Origin of the sequence: Azospirillum sp. INR13, assembly GCF_015390205.1 — a bacterium.
Taxonomy (GTDB): Bacteria; Pseudomonadota; Alphaproteobacteria; order Azospirillales; family Azospirillaceae; genus Azospirillum.
Genome location: NZ_VUOI01000036.1, coordinates 20,061 through 35,377, shown reverse-complemented (window position 1 = coordinate 35,377; position 15,317 = coordinate 20,061). Strand labels below are relative to the sequence as shown.

The 15,317-nt window shown below is 67.8% G+C and carries 17 protein-coding genes and 1 pseudogene; 9 read left to right on the top strand and 9 right to left on the bottom strand.

From position 1 onward, the window contains the following. The 9 genes and pseudogenes from cyoA to F1643_RS19045 all read left to right on the top strand — a co-directional run. Positions 1-1,068, top strand: a 1,068-nt coding sequence (gene cyoA / locus F1643_RS19075; protein WP_194914813.1) for a ubiquinol oxidase subunit II, incomplete at its 5' end; no start/stop codon positions are given. A gap of 14 nt (positions 1,069-1,082) precedes the next feature. Next, on the top strand, positions 1,083-3,080 hold the full coding sequence (gene cyoB, locus F1643_RS19070; protein WP_194914812.1) for a cytochrome o ubiquinol oxidase subunit I: 1,998 nt from the start codon (positions 1,083-1,085) through the stop codon (positions 3,078-3,080). Positions 3,081-3,083: 3 nt separating this feature from the next. Beyond that, the gene (gene cyoC / locus F1643_RS19065; protein ID WP_370540704.1) at positions 3,084-3,743 is read left to right on the top strand and encodes a cytochrome o ubiquinol oxidase subunit III; all 660 of its coding nucleotides are present in this window, start codon (positions 3,084-3,086) and stop codon (positions 3,741-3,743) included. Further along, on the top strand, positions 3,740-4,168 hold the full coding sequence (gene cyoD / locus F1643_RS19060; RefSeq protein WP_194914811.1) for a cytochrome o ubiquinol oxidase subunit IV: 429 nt from the start codon (positions 3,740-3,742) through the stop codon (positions 4,166-4,168). Before cyoC ends, cyoD begins: the two co-directional genes overlap by 4 nt. Next, positions 4,096-4,808, top strand: a pseudogene (locus F1643_RS23980) (SURF1 family protein); the annotation flags it as partial. The gene cyoD and the pseudogene F1643_RS23980, both read left to right, overlap by 73 nt. A gap of 6 nt (positions 4,809-4,814) precedes the next feature. After that, positions 4,815-4,961 (top strand): hypothetical protein, encoded by a 147-nt coding sequence (locus F1643_RS25115; protein ID WP_370540707.1) that lies wholly within the window; start codon positions 4,815-4,817, stop codon positions 4,959-4,961. A 94-nt stretch (positions 4,962-5,055) separates the two neighbouring features. Then, positions 5,056-5,721: a hypothetical protein gene (locus tag F1643_RS23970; RefSeq protein WP_255543041.1), complete on the top strand. Its 666-nt coding sequence runs from the start codon at positions 5,056-5,058 to the stop codon at positions 5,719-5,721. Then, complete coding sequence (locus tag F1643_RS23965) at positions 5,658-6,377, top strand: HAMP domain-containing sensor histidine kinase (protein ID WP_255543040.1); 720 nt, start codon at positions 5,658-5,660, stop codon at positions 6,375-6,377. Before F1643_RS23970 ends, F1643_RS23965 begins: the two co-directional genes overlap by 64 nt. Continuing rightward, positions 6,320-6,886 (top strand): response regulator transcription factor, encoded by a 567-nt coding sequence (locus F1643_RS19045; RefSeq protein WP_194914810.1) that lies wholly within the window; start codon positions 6,320-6,322, stop codon positions 6,884-6,886. Before F1643_RS23965 ends, F1643_RS19045 begins: the two co-directional genes overlap by 58 nt. A gap of 8 nt (positions 6,887-6,894) precedes the next feature. Here the strand turns inward: F1643_RS19045 and F1643_RS19040 are convergent, their stop codons facing one another. From F1643_RS19040 to F1643_RS19010, 9 genes are read right to left on the bottom strand one after another with little or no spacing between them, the layout of a single operon-like run. Next, positions 6,895-8,064, bottom strand: coding sequence for a glycosyltransferase (locus F1643_RS19040; protein WP_206692573.1), 1,170 nt, complete (start codon positions 8,062-8,064; stop codon positions 6,895-6,897). Continuing rightward, a complete protein-coding gene (locus tag F1643_RS19035) occupies positions 8,061-9,155 on the bottom strand; it encodes a glycosyltransferase (protein ID WP_194914809.1) in 1,095 nt (364 codons plus the stop codon). Before F1643_RS19035 ends, F1643_RS19040 begins: the two co-directional genes overlap by 4 nt. Further along, positions 9,152-9,859 (bottom strand): glycosyltransferase, encoded by a 708-nt coding sequence (locus tag F1643_RS23960; RefSeq protein ID WP_255543039.1) that lies wholly within the window; start codon positions 9,857-9,859, stop codon positions 9,152-9,154. The genes F1643_RS19035 and F1643_RS23960 overlap by 4 nt, the downstream gene beginning before the upstream one ends. Positions 9,860-9,870: 11 nt before the next feature. Then, positions 9,871-10,278: a hypothetical protein gene (locus F1643_RS23955; RefSeq protein WP_255543038.1), complete on the bottom strand. Its 408-nt coding sequence runs from the start codon at positions 10,276-10,278 to the stop codon at positions 9,871-9,873. Further along, positions 10,275-11,363 carry a glycosyltransferase family 4 protein gene (locus tag F1643_RS19025; protein WP_255543043.1) on the bottom strand — a complete coding sequence of 363 codons (1,089 nt, stop codon included), beginning with the start codon at positions 11,361-11,363 and terminating at the stop codon, positions 10,275-10,277. Before F1643_RS19025 ends, F1643_RS23955 begins: the two co-directional genes overlap by 4 nt. A 47-nt stretch (positions 11,364-11,410) precedes the next feature. Next, positions 11,411-11,590, bottom strand: coding sequence for a hypothetical protein (locus F1643_RS23950; RefSeq protein WP_255543037.1), 180 nt, complete (start codon positions 11,588-11,590; stop codon positions 11,411-11,413). Then, entirely contained in the window at positions 11,529-12,716 is a 1,188-nt protein-coding gene (locus F1643_RS19020) for a TIGR04295 family B12-binding domain-containing radical SAM protein (RefSeq protein WP_255543036.1), read from the bottom strand. Before F1643_RS19020 ends, F1643_RS23950 begins: the two co-directional genes overlap by 62 nt. After that, positions 12,716-13,783: an SDR family NAD(P)-dependent oxidoreductase gene (locus tag F1643_RS19015; protein WP_194914806.1), complete on the bottom strand. Its 1,068-nt coding sequence runs from the start codon at positions 13,781-13,783 to the stop codon at positions 12,716-12,718. The genes F1643_RS19020 and F1643_RS19015 overlap by 1 nt, the downstream gene beginning before the upstream one ends. Continuing rightward, entirely contained in the window at positions 13,780-14,892 is a 1,113-nt protein-coding gene (locus tag F1643_RS19010) for an SDR family NAD(P)-dependent oxidoreductase (protein ID WP_194914805.1), read from the bottom strand. The genes F1643_RS19015 and F1643_RS19010 overlap by 4 nt, the downstream gene beginning before the upstream one ends. Positions 14,893-15,317: the final 425 nt, after the last annotated feature.

Genomic DNA, 15,317 nt, shown 5'->3' with positions numbered 1-15,317 from the left:
GCGTTGAGTGGCTGCAACCTGGTCGTGCTGAACCCGGCCGGCGACGTTGCCAGCCAGCAGGGAGACCTCGTGGTCATCTCCACCCTGCTGATGCTGCTGATCATTGTCCCGGTCATGGCGCTTACCGTGCTGTTCGCCTGGCGTTACCGTCAGTCGAATAACACAGCCCGCTACGAACCGGACTGGGACCATTCGACGCAGCTCGAACTGGTGATCTGGGCAGCCCCGCTGCTGATCATCATCTGCCTGGGGGCCATCACCTGGGTCACCACCCACAAGCTCGACCCCTACCGTCCGCTCGACCGCATCGCGGCCGACAAGCCGCTTCCGGCCGGCGTGAAGCCGCTGGACGTGCAGGTGGTGGCGCTCGACTGGAAATGGCTGTTCGTCTATCCCGAATACGGCATCGCGTCCGTGAACGAGATGGCGGCGCCGGTGGACCGGCCGATCCGCTTCAGCCTCACCGCGTCGACGGTGATGAACTCCTTCTACGTTCCGGCGCTGGCGGGCATGATCTACGCCATGCCGGGCATGGAGACGAAGCTCCACGCCGTGATCAACGAGCCGGGGACCTACAAGGGTTTCTCGTCCAACTACAGCGGCGCCGGCTTCTCGCACATGCGCTTCGCCTTCCTCGGCCTGTCGGACCAGGATTTCGACGGCTGGGTGTCCAAGGTGAAGTCGGCCGGCGCCCCGCTCGACCGCAACGCCTACATCGCGCTTGAAAAGCCGAGCGAGGCCGTTCCGGTCCAGCATTTCGGCACCGTCGATCCGAAGCTGTTCAACGCCGTCGTGAACCTGTGCGTGCGTCCCGGCACCATGTGCATGAGCGACATGGCCGCCATCGACCGTGCGGGCGGGCTGAACGCCGGCGGCATGGCCGCGGCCAACGGGATCCTGCGGGCCAACACGCTGGCCGGCTTCCCGGACACGCAGCCGACCGGCCTGTGCACCGTCGCCGAGGCGATCGAAGCCGCCGCAAACTCGGGCGCCGTGCAGCGCCCCACCGTCACGCCGATCAGCGCGTCCGCCTCCCAGGCCGGGCCGCAGCGGCTGGCCAATCCCTGATTGGGCACACCGGCATGCTTGAGACACTGACGACCTTCCTCTTCGGGCGCCTGAGCCTGGAGTCCTTTCCCTATCACGAGCCGATCCTGGTCGCGACCTTCGCCGCGGTCATGCTCGGTGGCATCGCGCTGGTCGCCGCCCTCAGCTACTTCAAGCTGTGGGGCTACCTGTGGAAAGAGTGGTTCACCACCGTCGACCACAAGCGCATCGGCATCATGTACATGATCCTGGGCCTGATCATGCTGCTGCGCGGCTTCGCCGACGCCATCATGATGCGCGCCCAGCAGGCCATCGCCTTCAACGGCAGCGAGGGCTACCTCAACGCCCACCACTACGATCAGGTCTTCACCGCCCACGGTGTGATCATGATCTTCTTCGTCGCCATGCCGCTGGTGACGGGGCTGATGAACTATGTCGTGCCGCTGCAGATCGGCGCGCGCGACGTGTCCTTCCCGTTCCTGAACAACTTCAGCTTCTGGATGACGGTCGGCGGCGCCGTGCTGATCATGATCTCGCTGTTCGTCGGCGAGTTCGCGCGCACCGGCTGGCTGGCCTATCCGCCGCTGTCGGGTATCGAGGCCAGTCCCGACGTCGGGGTCGATTACTACATCTGGGCGTTGCAGGTGGCGGGCGTCGGAACGACGCTGTCGGGCATCAACCTGATCTGCACGATCGTGAAGATGCGCGCCCCCGGCATGACCATGATGAAGATGCCGGTCTTCACCTGGACCTCGCTCTGCACCAACGTCCTGATCGTCGCCTCCTTCCCGGTCCTGACCGCCGTGCTGGTCCTGCTGTCGCTGGACCGCTATGTCGGCACCCATTTCTTCACGAGCGACATGGGCGGCAACCCCATGATGTACGTGAACCTGATCTGGATCTGGGGCCACCCGGAAGTCTACATCCTGATCCTGCCCTGCTTCGGCATCTTCTCGGAGGTGACCTCCACCTTCTGCGGCAAGAAGCTGTTCGGCTACACCTCGATGGTCTACGCGACCGTCGTCATCACCATCCTGTCCTACCTGGTGTGGCTGCACCACTTCTTCACCATGGGGTCGGGCGCCAGCGTGAACTCGTTCTTCGGCATCACGACGATGATCATCTCGATCCCGACGGGTGCGAAGATCTTCAACTGGCTGTTCACAATGTACCGCGGCCGCATCCGGTTCGAGCTGCCGATGATGTGGACGATCGCCTTCATGCTGACCTTCGTGATCGGCGGCATGACCGGCGTGCTGCTGGCGGTTCCGCCGGCCGACTTCGTGCTGCACAACAGCCTGTTCCTGATCGCCCACTTCCACAACGTCATCATCGGCGGCGTGCTGTTCGGCCTGTTCGCCGGCATCTACTACTGGTGGCCCAAGGCCTTCGGCTTCCGCCTGGATCCGTTCTGGGGCAAGGTGTCCTTCTGGTTCTGGGTGATCGGCTTCTACGTCGCCTTCATGCCGCTCTACGTCCTGGGCCTGATGGGCGTCACCCGCCGCCTGCGCGTGTTCGAGGACCCGTCGCTGCAGATCTGGTTCCAGATCGCCGCGGTCGGCGCCGTCATGATCGCCATCGGCATCGGTGCCTTCCTGGTCCAGATCGCCGTCAGCGTCCTGAAGCGCAACCGGTATGTCGACGTCACCGGCGACCCGTGGGACGGCCGTACCCTGGAATGGGCGACCTCCTCGCCGCCTCCGGGCTACAACTTCGCCTTCACGCCCGTGATCCACGACAATGACGCGTGGTGGGACATGAAGAAGCGCGGCTATGCCCGTCCGCTGGAAGGCTACCGCCCGATCCACATGCCCGCCAACACCGGCACCGGCGTGATCCTGGCCGGCATCAGCACCGCGCTCGGCTTCGCCCTGGTCTGGCACATCTGGTGGCTGGCGGCGCTGAGCTTCATCGGCCTGCTGGTGGTCGCCATCAGCCATACCTTCAACTACAACCGCGACTTCCACATTCCGGTGGAGGAGGTCGTGGCGACCGAGAACGAGCGGACCCGTCTGCTCGCGGGACAGGTGTAAAGCATGACGACGACCGTTGAAGCCATGCATGGCGGCCACGCGGGGCACGATGCCCCGCGCGACGCCACCCCGCCCGTCTTCCATGTGAGGGACGAGCACGCCCACGAAGCCGGCAGCACCGCGCTCGGCTTCTGGATCTACCTGATGAGCGACTGCCTCATCTTCGCGGTTCTGTTCGCGACCTACGGCGTGCTGGGCACCAGCTACGCCGCCGGCCCGACGCCGAAGGAACTGTTCGACCTGCCGCTGGTGGCGCTGAACACGGCGATGCTGCTGTTCTCCTCCATCACCTACGGCTTCGCCATGCTGGCGATGGAGAAGGGCCGCACCGCCCAGACCCAGGGCTGGCTGGCGGTCACGCTGCTGTTCGGCCTCGCCTTCCTCGGCATCGAGCTGTACGAGTTCGCCCACCTGATCCACCAGGGCGCCGGCCCCGGCCGCAGCGCCTTCCTGTCGGCCTTCTTCACGCTGGTCGGCACCCACGGGCTGCACGTCACCTTCGGCAGCGTGTGGCTGGTGACGCTGATGGTCCAGGTCGCCCGCCGCGGCCTGATCCCGGCCAACCGCCGGCGCCTGATGTGCCTCAGCATGTTCTGGCACTTCCTGGACGTCATCTGGATCGGCGTCTTCACCTATGTCTACCTGATGGGGATGCTGCGATGAGCACTCACGCGCACGGCGACCACCACGCCCATCAGGGCCATGGGCATGGTGGGCACGGCGGCCACGGCCACGTCGACCACGACCACGTCGAAGGCGCCCACGGCACCTTCGGCAGCTACATGACCGGCTTCGTCCTGTCGGTGATCCTGACGGTCATTCCGTTCTGGCTGGTCATGACCGGCACGCTGGACAACACGACCACCACGGCCGTGATCCTGGGGCTGGCCGTGGTCCAGATCCTCGTCCACATGGTGTATTTCCTGCACATGAACGGCCGCGTCGAGGGCGGCTGGTCGATGCTGGCGATGATCTTCACGATCATCGTCGTGGTCATCATGTTCGCCGGCTCGCTGTGGGTCATGTACCACATGAACCACAACATGATGCCCGGCATGACCACCCCCGACATGAGCAAGCTGCCGTGACCGGACAGCCGTCCGCGCCCCACGCGGGCGGCACGGCCAAGGGGGCCCGCCCGGTCTGGGCGCTGGCCCTCTTCGGCCTTCTGGCGCTGGCCGGCATCGCCGGCCTGACCGCGCTCGGCGTCTGGCAGCTCGAACGGCGCGTCTGGAAACTCGACCTGATCGAGCGGGTGGAGGGCAGAATCCACGCCTCCCCCGCCCCCGCTCCGGGGCCGGAGTCCTGGCCTGCCGTTTCGGCGGCATCGGCCGAATACCGGCGGGTCGCCGTGACCGGCCGTTTCCTGCATGACCGCGAGACGCTTGTCCAGGCGGTTTCCGATCTGGGTGGCGGCTTCTGGGTGCTGACGCCGCTGGTCACCGACCGCGGCTTCACCGTCCTGGTCAACCGCGGCTTCGTCCCCCCGGAAAAACGCGATCCCGCGACCCGCGCCGAGGGGCAGCCGCAGGGCACCGTGACCGTCGCCGGCCTTCTGCGCGTCACCGAGCCGAAGGGCGGTTTCCTGCGCAGCAACGACCCGGCCGCCGGCCGCTGGTATTCCCGCGACGTCGCCGCCATCGCCGCCACCAAGGGGCTGGGCGACGCCCGCCTTACTTTATCGACGCCGATTCCGCCCGCAATCCCGGCGGCTGGCCGGTCGGCGGCCTGACCGTGGTCAGTTTCCCCAACAGCCATCTCGGCTATGCGCTGACCTGGTTCGCGCTCGACCTGATGCTGATCGCCGCTGTCCTGTTCGTGATCCGCAGCGAATTGCGACGCAGACGCGCCATCGCGGACAGCGATGGAACACGGACGTAACGGAAAACGGGCGTCCTAAAACTCCCCTCCCGCCGGTAACTCTCTATATAAGTCGGTGGGCTGATGAACCGGGGCGAGGAACAGGACGTCTTTCGTGCGCGACACCACCGACCGCAAAAACCTGTTCCTGCTCGTCCAGCTGCGTTGGCTCGCCGTCGTCGGGCAGATCGTGACGATCCTGATCGTCCATCTGCAGATGGGCATCCGGCTGCCGCTGCTGCCGATGGCGGCGGTGATCCTCGTGCTGATCGCGCTGAACATAGCCAGCCTGATCCAGATCCGACGCAGCGCCACCGTTTCCAACACCCAGCTTTTCCTGGAGCTGCTGATCGACGTCTGGGCGTTAACCCTGCAGCTCTATCTCAGCGGTGGCGCCTCCAACCCCTTCATCTCGCTCTATCTTCTGCAGGTGGCGCTGGGTGCCGTGTTGCTGGAGGCATGGTCGGCCTGGGCGCTGGTGCTGGTGGCGACCGCCGGCTTTACCTGGCTGACCGGCACCTACCAGCCGCTTCCCCTGCCCCATGCCCATGAGGGCGCGCTGTTCAGCCTGCACATCCAGGGGATGTTCATCTGCTTCGTGCTGGCGGCGAGCCTGCTGGTCCCCTTCCTCACCCAGATCAACCGCAATCTGCGCGCCCGCGACGCCTATCTGGCCGAACTGCGCCAGCGTTCCATGAAGAGGCGCACATCGTCCGCATGGGCCTGCTGGCGTCGGGCGCGGCGCACGAGCTGGGCACGCCGCTCGCCACCCTGTCGGTGATCCTCAACGACTGGCGCCGCATGCCGTCGCTGATGTCGGACCCCGATCTGTCGGAGGAGGTGGCGGAGATGCAGAACCAGATCGACCGCTGCAAGTCCATCGTGTCGGGCATCCTGCTGTCGTCGGGCGAGGCGCGTGGCGAGGGCACGGTGCGCACCACGGTAAAGGGATTCCTCGACGATCTGGTGCAGGACTGGCTGTCCAGCCGCTCCCCCGGACGCTTCGAGTACGACAACACCGTCGGCCCGCAGGAGCGGATGATCGCCGACCTCGCCCTGAAGCAGGTTCTGTTCAACGTGCTGGACAACGCGCTGGAGGCGTCTCCGGGCTGGATCGGCGTCGCCGCCCTGCGGCAGGGCGACAATCTGGTGGTGGCGGTCAACGATTCCGGCCCCGGCTTCGATCCCGCCATCCTGGAGGAGCTGGGCAAGCCCTACCGCTCCACCAAGATGCGGCCGGGCAGCGGGCTCGGCCTGTTCCTGGTGGTCAATGTCCTGCGCAAGCTGGGCGGCACCGTTTCGGCCAAGAACCGCGCCGGCGGCGGCGCCACCGTCACGCTGACCCTGCCGCTCGCCCGCGCTGTCGCCGGGAGGCTCCGATGGAGACGACTGAGCAGGAGACGCCCGAATTCGAAGGCGGCGACCGCACCCTGCTGATCGTCGAGGACGACGGGTCCTTCGCCAAGGCGCTACGCCGGTCCTTCGAACGCCGCGGCTATGAGGTTCATGCCTGCGCCGGGCTGGAGGAGATGCGCGGGATTCTGCAGACGATGCAGCCCGACTATGCCGTGGTCGACCTGAAGCTCGCCACCGGCTCCGGCCTGGAATGCGTGAAGGAACTGCACGAGGCGGATGAGGACACCCGCATCGTCGTGCTGACCGGCTTCGCCAGCATCGCCACGGCGGTGGAGGCGATCAAGCTCGGCGCCTGCCACTATCTGGCCAAGCCGTCCAACACCGACGACATCGAGGCGGCGTTCGACCGCACCGAAGGCGACACCTCCATCGCCCCCGCCGCCCGCACCACCTCGATCAAGAACCTGGAGTGGGAACGCATCCACGAAACGCTGGTGGAGACCAACTTCAACATCTCGGAGACGGCAAGGAGGTTGGGCATGCACCGCCGCACGCTGGCCCGCAAGCTGGAGAAGAAGCGGGTGCCGTGAGGGTCGATTTACCCCCACCCTGACCCTCCCCCGCTGGGCGGGGGAGGGGATTGGAGCTTTGTCAGCGTTCGGCGCCTGCCCCCTCCCCCGCCCAGCGGGGGAGGGTTGGGGTGGGGGCAAGCCCCCGCTCCATCGCCGCGATCAGCTCCGTCTCCAGCGTCTCGGCCCGATGGGGCCGCGGTGTGCGCCGCCAGGATCCGTCGCCGCGCCTGCTCGCCGATCTCACCCTCCGCCCCCGGGCGGCGCAGCACGTCCAGCACCTCTTCCGCCGTCTCGGCCAGGATGATCTCCCGCCCCGGCTCCAGCAGCGTGTCGATGCCGTCCCAGATGTCGGAGATGATCGGCGTGGCGCAGGCCGCCGCCTCGAACAGGCGGACGCTGGGGCTGTAGCCGGCGCGGATCATGTCCTCGCGCGTCACGTTCAGGGTGAAGCGGCTCGCAGCGTAGAAGGCCGGATGGTCGGCCGGCGGCACATGGTGCAGCCGCTCCACATTCGCCGGCCATGCGATGTCGTCGGGATATTGCGGCCCGGCGACGACGAAGCGCAGTTCCGGCGCCCGCCTTGCCGGCTCCAGCAGCAGGCGGTCCAGAGTCGGCTGGCGGTCGATGCTGTAGGTGCCGAGATAGCTGAGATCCCAGCGTTTGGGCACCGGCAGCGGCGCATAGGCCTCCGCATCCACAGAGCAATATAGCGCCCTTGCGGCTGGCGAGCCGTACTGCTCCATCAGCCGGTCGAGCGTCGGCCCGCCGGTGAAGGAGAAATACCCGTCAAAGCCGGGGATGATTTCCGGCGCGAGATACTCGTAATCGCCGCGCTCCAGCTTCGCCAAAGTCACCGGCGTGTCGATGTCGTAGAAGGCCACCACGCTGCGCGCCGTCTCCTGCGCCCAGCGCCCGACCGCGACGCCTTCCGGCACGTAGGATCCCACCAGCACCGCGTCCGCCCCGGCCACCGCGGCGGTGAAGCGCTTCAGATCCTCAAGGTCCGTGTAGAAGGCCAGCTCGCACCAGCCCGGGTTCGGCAGGTCACGGTTGCTGGCGTACCAGGGAACGTCCCGCTCCAGGAACAGGATCTCGTGCCCGCGCGCGGCGAAGGATTTCAGCAGCGCGCGGAAGGTGGTGGCATGCCCGTTGCCCCAGGAGGAGGACAGGCTGAGCCCCAGGACGACCAGCTTCATGCCGCGCTCCGTTCCCGGCGGGCGGCCAGCGCGCCGCGCAACAGTTGGTCCACCTCGACCGCGCGGCGGGCATAGGTATGGCCGGCCAGGATGCGCTGCCGCGCCGCCTCGCCGATGGCGCGGGAGCGTTCCGGCGTCAGCGCCCGCAGATGCTCGGTCACGTCCTGCCCGTCGCGGGCGACCAAGACCTCCTCGTCGGGGGCCAGGAACAGCTCCACCCCTTCCCAGGCGTCGGTGATCAGGCAGGCGCCGGCACCGGCCGCCTCGAACACGCGGGTGGCGGGGGAGAATCCCACCTCCGCCATGCTGTCGCGGGCGATGTTCAGCACCGCCTTGGCCGAGGTGTTGAAGGCGTTATGGTCGGCGGTGCCGACATGGCCGATATGGGTGACGTTGCCCGGCAGGCCCTTGGTCTCCCAACCGCTGCCGCCGATGATGTAGCGGGCGTCAGGGTTGCGCGCCGCCGGCTCCAGGAAGAAGCGCTCCACCCGCGCCTCGCGGTCGGGCAGCCGGTTGCCGAGGAAGTTCAGGTCGGCGCGGAAGCGGTCCTGCGGCGGCACCGGATGGTGGGTGGACGGGTCCAGCGCGTTGTAGATCGGCCGGCAGACCGGCGCCCCCATCGCCTCATAGGCCGAGACCACCGGCGGCCCGCCGCCATAGGTCAGCACGAAGTCCAGTTCCGGCAGACGGCGGCGCAGCACATGGTCGGGCGCCTGCCGCAGCTCCGCCAGCGTCGCCGGAGCGTCCACGTCCCAATAGATGCGCAGGGCCTGCGGGTCGGCGGCGTCCATCACGCCGTCCAGCAGCTCGTCGTCGAACATGCCGACGCCGTTGGCCTTCACCACCACGTCGGCCTTCACCGCTTCGGCGATCACCGCACGGCAGGCCTCGGGCGTCGCGTCATAGACGATGACCTTGGCATAGTCCGGCGGTTCGATGTCGCGGTGCTTCTGGCGGTCGAAGGCGTCCGGCTCGTAGAAGGTGATGTCCCAGCCATGCCTGGCCAGTTCGCTCAGCATGCCGCGGTAATAGGTGGCGGCGCCGTTCCAGTAGGAGGACAGCAGGCTGGACCCGTAAAAGGCCATCTTCATCGGGCGGACTCCTCAAGGACCGGTTCTTTTTCATTGCCGCGCAGGCTGCCGACGATGGACAGCAGCTCATCGACGCGGTGGGCGCAGGTATGGCGGGCACGGATCGTCTCCAGCCCGTTGCGGACCAACTCGGCGCGCAGCCCCTCGTCCCGGTCGACGGCGCGCAGATGGTGGGCCATCTCCTCGCCGTCGCGGGCGAACAGGAAGTCGCGGCCGGGGCGGAACAGCCCTTCCGAATCGCTCCACGGCGCGCTGACCAGCGGGATGCCGCAGGCCAGCGCCTCGAACACGCGGATGGTCGGGATGCCCGGCAGCATGTCGACATAGAAGCGGCGCGGCACATGAACGGTGACGCGGTGGCGGGCGAAGACTTCCGGCGCCCGCGCGTTCGGCAGCCAGCCCTTGTAGGCGATGCCGTAGCGCTTCAGTGTCGCCAGCGCGCCGGACGGATAGCGCACGCCGTAGATTTCCAGCGGCAGGCCGGCATCCCTGGCCGGCGCGAAGAGGAAACGTTCAAGCTCCTCCGTCCGCTCGCCGTCGCCCCAATTGCCGATCCACACCGCGCCGGTGCGCAGCCCCTCTTCGGCGGGCGGATGGAACAGCCGGATGTCGGCGGCCTCGTGCCAGACGAAGACGCGCCCCTCCCAGCCCCAGCGGCGGTAGACCGCGGGCGAGCGTCTCGCCGAAGGCCAGCACGCCGTCATAGCCGGACAGATCAAAGGCGTTGATCGCCTCCGGTTCGCTGACCGCGCGGGTGATGGGTGTCGTGGAACAGCAGGGTGAAGCGGCCGCCGCGCCTGCGGGCGTCGCCCACAACCGCGACCAGCGCCGGGTCGTTCCATTCATGGACGATCACCAGATCGGCGCCATCACAGGCGGCCTCCACCTCGAAGCCCTTCGGCATCACCTGCGACGACAGTTCCGGATAGGCACCGCGATAGGCGTCCAGCCCGGACTCGCCATGATCGGCCAGCAGGTTCTGCAGGCTCCAGGCGCCATCCGGTTCCAACACCCGCACGTCGTGGCCGCGGGCGATCAGGTCGCGCAGCACCCCGCGCAGGAAATGGGCGTTGCCGTGGTTCCAGCAGGAGGCCAGCGAATGGGTGAAATAGACGATCCTCACGCGATCACCTCCGAACGCACCGGGTGCGTCACCGACCGGTAGACGTCGAGCATCCCGGCGGTGAGACGGTCCATGTCATAGCGGGCGGAGCGGCGGCGGGCGGCGGTGCCGAGCCGGCGCGCCTCCAGCGGGTCGTCGAGCAGCCGGCGCAGGGTCGCTGCCAGTGCCGCGGCATCGCCCGGATCGGCGAAGATGGCGGCGCCGTCCCATAACTCGCGGAAGCTGGCGATGTCCGACAGCACCAGCGCGCAGCCGGCCTGCGCCGCCTCCAGCACCGTCAGCCCGAACGGCTCGTACAAGGGCAGCGAGGCGAAGACCGGCGCCCGCGCCATCCAGCCGGCGACCGACGCGCCGTCCAGCCGGCCCAGTGCCTTGGCATGGGTCAGCCCGACGCGGTGCCCGGTCGGGCTTTCCAGCGGCCCGGCGGCGAAGACCGGCACGTCCAGCAGCTTGGCCGCCGCGTCCAACAGCTCGACGTTCTTGCCCGAATCCCACAGCCGTCCGGCGGTGAAGACGAAGCGCTCCCGCCCCATCGCGGCCCGCCGCGGACCGGCCTTGCGGGCATAGCGCCCATTGCGCACCACCACCGGCGGCGCCACGCCATAGAGCGCCGCGGTCGCCTCGGCGAAGGCGGCACTCGGCGCCACCAGCACGTCGCAGGCCTGATAGCCACGGCGCAGCAGTTCGGTCCGCCAGCGGAAATCCTCCGGCATCTCGCCGCCGCGCACCGCCGCCCACCAGCTGGCCATGCAGGAATGGCAAACGCCGACGACCGGCATGGTGAAGCCGGCGTCGGCGGCCAGCGCCGGACTGTTGAGATGCACCACGTCGGGACCGAGCCGGGCGGCGAGATCGCCCAGCGCCTCCGCCGTGCGGCGCACCGCCGCCTCGTCGGGGGCGGTCCAGTCGAGCGGCAGACCGGTGTCGATCAGCTCCAGCCCGTCCACCGCGGCGGCGGCGGCGACCTGATCGGGGTGGGGCGACGGCCCCAGCACCGCCAGCGTCACCCGCGTCCCCTGCCCTGCCAGCTCGCGGGCCAGATCCAGCGCATAGGTCCACACCCCGCCGACGCTGTCGGCCGTCATCAGCACATAGGGTGGTTCCGCGGGCGGCAATATTCTTTGGGCACTCGTCAGCGGCAGGAGCATGCCGCCTCCAGTTCCGTCAGCGGCAAGGGCTCGTCCTCCTGGATGTCGCTCAGGCGTTCGAACTGGGCAAGGTAATGCTCGTGCGCCCGCTCCCACGCCCGGTCATCCGGCTCGCCCCACAGGCGACGGTAATCGGGCGAGGCCGGATAGGGGTAGAGCGGCACCGGGTCGTTGGCCCACACCCCGGCGGCCAGCAGCTTTCTCCCGCCAGGCCTTCACCATGTCGGCATCGTCGCCCGCCATCGCGATCAGATTGGCCTGGACGAAGGGCACGCTGCGCCGGGCATGGATCAGCCGGTCGGCCAGATCGTCGGTGCTCATCCGGCATTTCTTGTCGAGCGAGGCGCGCCCTTCCTCGGTCAGGCTTTCCACCCCGGCCTCGATCGACACGCAGCCGGCCGCCCCCAGCAGGTCGAGCATCTCCGGCTTCCACAGATCGATGCGTGTCTGCACGCCGAACTCGATCGGCCGCTCGACCAGCGCTTCCAGCAGGTCGCGCCTGGGCAGGAAGATCTCGTCGATGAAATAGACGTAGCGCACGCCGGCGGCGATCAGCCCGTCGATCTCCTCCAGGATGATGGCGGTGTCGCGCCGCCGGTACTGGTCGCGGAAGTCGATCTTGGCGCAGAAGCTGCAGTTGTAGGGGCAGCCGCGCGACGCCTCGACCTCGGCCCCCGGCCCGACCGGTTCGGTGCCATAGCGGTGATGGTGGTGCGGATGGCGCTGCAGCCACTCCACCGGCCAGGACAGCGCCGGCAGGTCGGTGAAGCGCGCCGCATGCGGCCCGCCGGTCACCACCAGATCGCCGTCCCGGTAAAAGGCCAGCGACGGCACCTCGTCCAGCGCCGTGCCCTCCGCCAATTGGGCAGCCAGCTTGGCGACGATCTCCTCGCACTCCCCGCGCACCACCAGATCGACGCCGAGCTTGCTCAGCGTCGGCGCCGGGGTGGTGGAGCCGTGCGGCCCGACCGCGACGGTACGCCCGCCGCGGCCGTCGAGCGCCGCCAGGAACTCCTTCGGCACCCGCAGCTCCGGCTGGGAGCAGCGCCAGAACAGGTAGGTCGGCGCGGTGGTCAGCACGGTCATGTCGGCTGCGAAGGCGGCGACCCGCTCCGCCATCTCCGCGTTCGACAGGCCGTCCAGCGCACCGTCGAGCAGCAGCACCTCATGCCCGGCCTGCTCCAGCAGCGCCTTGGAATAACCCAGTTCCAGCGGCAGATGCGCTTCGCGGCATCCGAAATAGATGCTGTGGTCGAAGCTCCAGGCCGGGTTGACCAGCGCAACCCTCATCAGGCGGCCTCCACCGAAGGAGCGACGTTGCTCACGCCGCTCTTCTCCGCCCGCAGCCATTCGGCCAGCAGCGCCACGCCGCGCTTCCACTCCGTCGGCTCGGACAGCCCCAGCGCCTGACGTGCCGCGCGGGTGTCCGACACGTAATAGCGCTGGTCGCCGGCCCGCCAGTCGCCGTAGCTGACCTCCACCTTGCGACCCATCAGATACTCGATGTGATTGATGAGCTGGCGAAGGCTGATGGCGTTAGCCGCCCCGCCGCCGAGGTTGAAGGCGCGGCCCTTCACCTGCTCGATCCGTTCCCAGGCGGAGACATAGGCCTGCACCGCATCGGCGGCGAACAGCACGTCGCGCACCTGCCGGCCGTCGCCGTAGATGGTGATCGGCTCGCCGTTCAGGGCGCGGATCAGGAAATGGGCGACCCAGCCCTGATCCTCCGTCCCCATCTGGCGCGGGCCATAGATGCAGCTCATCCGCAGCACGGCGGTCGGCAGGTCGAAGCTGCGGGCGTAATCCAGCACATACTGGTCCGCCGCGCCCTTGGAGCAGCCATAGGGGGTGTGGAAGTCGAGCGGCCGCGCCTCCGACACGCCATGCGCGCGGATCGCCGGATCGACCGGCGCATAGGCGTCGTCCACCAGTTCCAGGGCCACGTCGGCGAGGTCGCCATAGACCTTGTTGGTGCTGGCGAAGATCACCGGCGTCCGCCTGCCGTGGCGGCGCACCGCTTCAAGCAGGGACAGGGTGCCGCGGATGTTCACCTCGAAGTCGTCGATGGGATCGACCATGCTGGTGGTCACCGCGACCTGGGCGGCCAGATGGAACACCGCCTTGGCATCCCTGGCGGCGTCGGCCAGCGCCTGCTCGTCGCGCAGGTCGGCGGTGACGGCGCTGATGCGCGACGGGTGGCGGGCCTGCAGCCAGCGCAGGTTCCGCTCCACCCCCGGACGGCGCAGCGCGTCATAGATCAGCACGTCATGCCCGTCCGAGGCCAGCCGGTCGGCAAGATTCGATCCGATGAAGCCGGCACCGCCGGTGATGAGGACCGGAGTCTTGTTGCCGTTCATGCCACCAGACCCCGCTCTTCCAGTTCGCGGCGGGCATCGGCGACGCGGTCCTGCGCCTCCTGCCGGGCGACCCATTCCGCCAGTTCGGCCAGACCTTCGGAGAAACTCTCCATCCGGTCATAGCCCAGCACGGTGCGCGCCTTGGTCAGGTCGGGGATGTTGTGGCGGATGTCGCCGGCGCGGGCCTTGCCGGTGATCTCCGGCAACAGGTCCGCTCGGCCCATCGAGGCGGCCTGCATCAGCGCGACCTCCTCCACCGTCCGCTCCTCGCCGGAGCCGATGTTGAACACCTCGCCGTTGGCAGCCGGGTTGTCCAGCGCCAGCAGGAAGGCGCGGGCGACGTCGCGGACATGCACGAAGTCGCGGCGCTGCTGCCCATCCTCGAAGATCATCGGGCGCTGGCCGTTGGCGATGCGCGAGGCGAAGATCGCCAGCACGCCGGTGTAGGGGTTCGACAGCGCCTGTCCCGGCCCGTAGGCGTTCCACAGGCGCAGGGCCGAGCCTTCCATCCCATATTGCGCGGTCAGCGTCAGGGTCAGCCGTTCCTGCACGTATTTGCCGATGGCGTAGACCGACTTCAGCGCCGGACGCTTGCTTTCCGGCGTGCGCACCGGCACCAGCGGCCGGCCCTGCTGGTCGAGCGGGTCCCAGCTGCCATCGGGGTTGCGGACGCCGCGGACGACGTCCTCCATCAGCACGCCGTCGGCGGTGCGGTACAGACCCTCGCCATAGATGCTCATGGACGAGGCGACGACGACCCGGCGCACCGGCTTGTCGATCAGGCGCTGGAACAGCACGGCGGTGCCGTAGTCGTTCACCGAAGTGTAGCGGTCGACCGCATACATGCTCTGGCCGACGCCGACTTCTGCCGCGAGGTGGATGACCGAATCGACCCCCTCCAGCGCACGGGCGACCATCGTCTCGTCCCGCACATCGCCGACCAGCAGTTCCACGTCGGCGTCCAGTTCGTCGGGACGCTGCCGCGTCGGGTGAACCTGTTCGATCAGGCTGTCCAGGACCCGGACGCGGTCGCCGCGGGCAAGCAGGGCCTTGGCGACATGGCGGCCGATGAAGCCGGCGCCACCGGTGACGAGAACGGTCTCTCCCACAAGTCCCTCCGAGGAATTTGATACGATTCTTGACGTTGACGTGCGGAAACAAGGGGCAGGGCCAGCGGACATCGACACCGCGAGCCCCCCGCTCGTCCCCACAAGTTGCCCAGGGCGTCCTGTTCGGTTTTATTTCGCAGATGAATTGCAACTCTCCAGAGGAGCTGCAGCAGCTTCTCTGCCGACGTTAACACCGCCGTTAAAAATTGCGCACCTCGTCCAAAAGGCTTGCTACCAACGACTGATCTTCCGATGATTCCTTTTCATGTCTACAAATATACATGCTCCGTGAAGAGACGTGCATTTAAGGATGGGAGAGCTTCGTGACTGGGAAAAAGCTCCGGGTAGCAATCGCGGGCGTCGGTAATTGTGCATCATCTTTTGTGCAAGGGATATGCTATTATGCCGACGCCAAAGCCAATGAG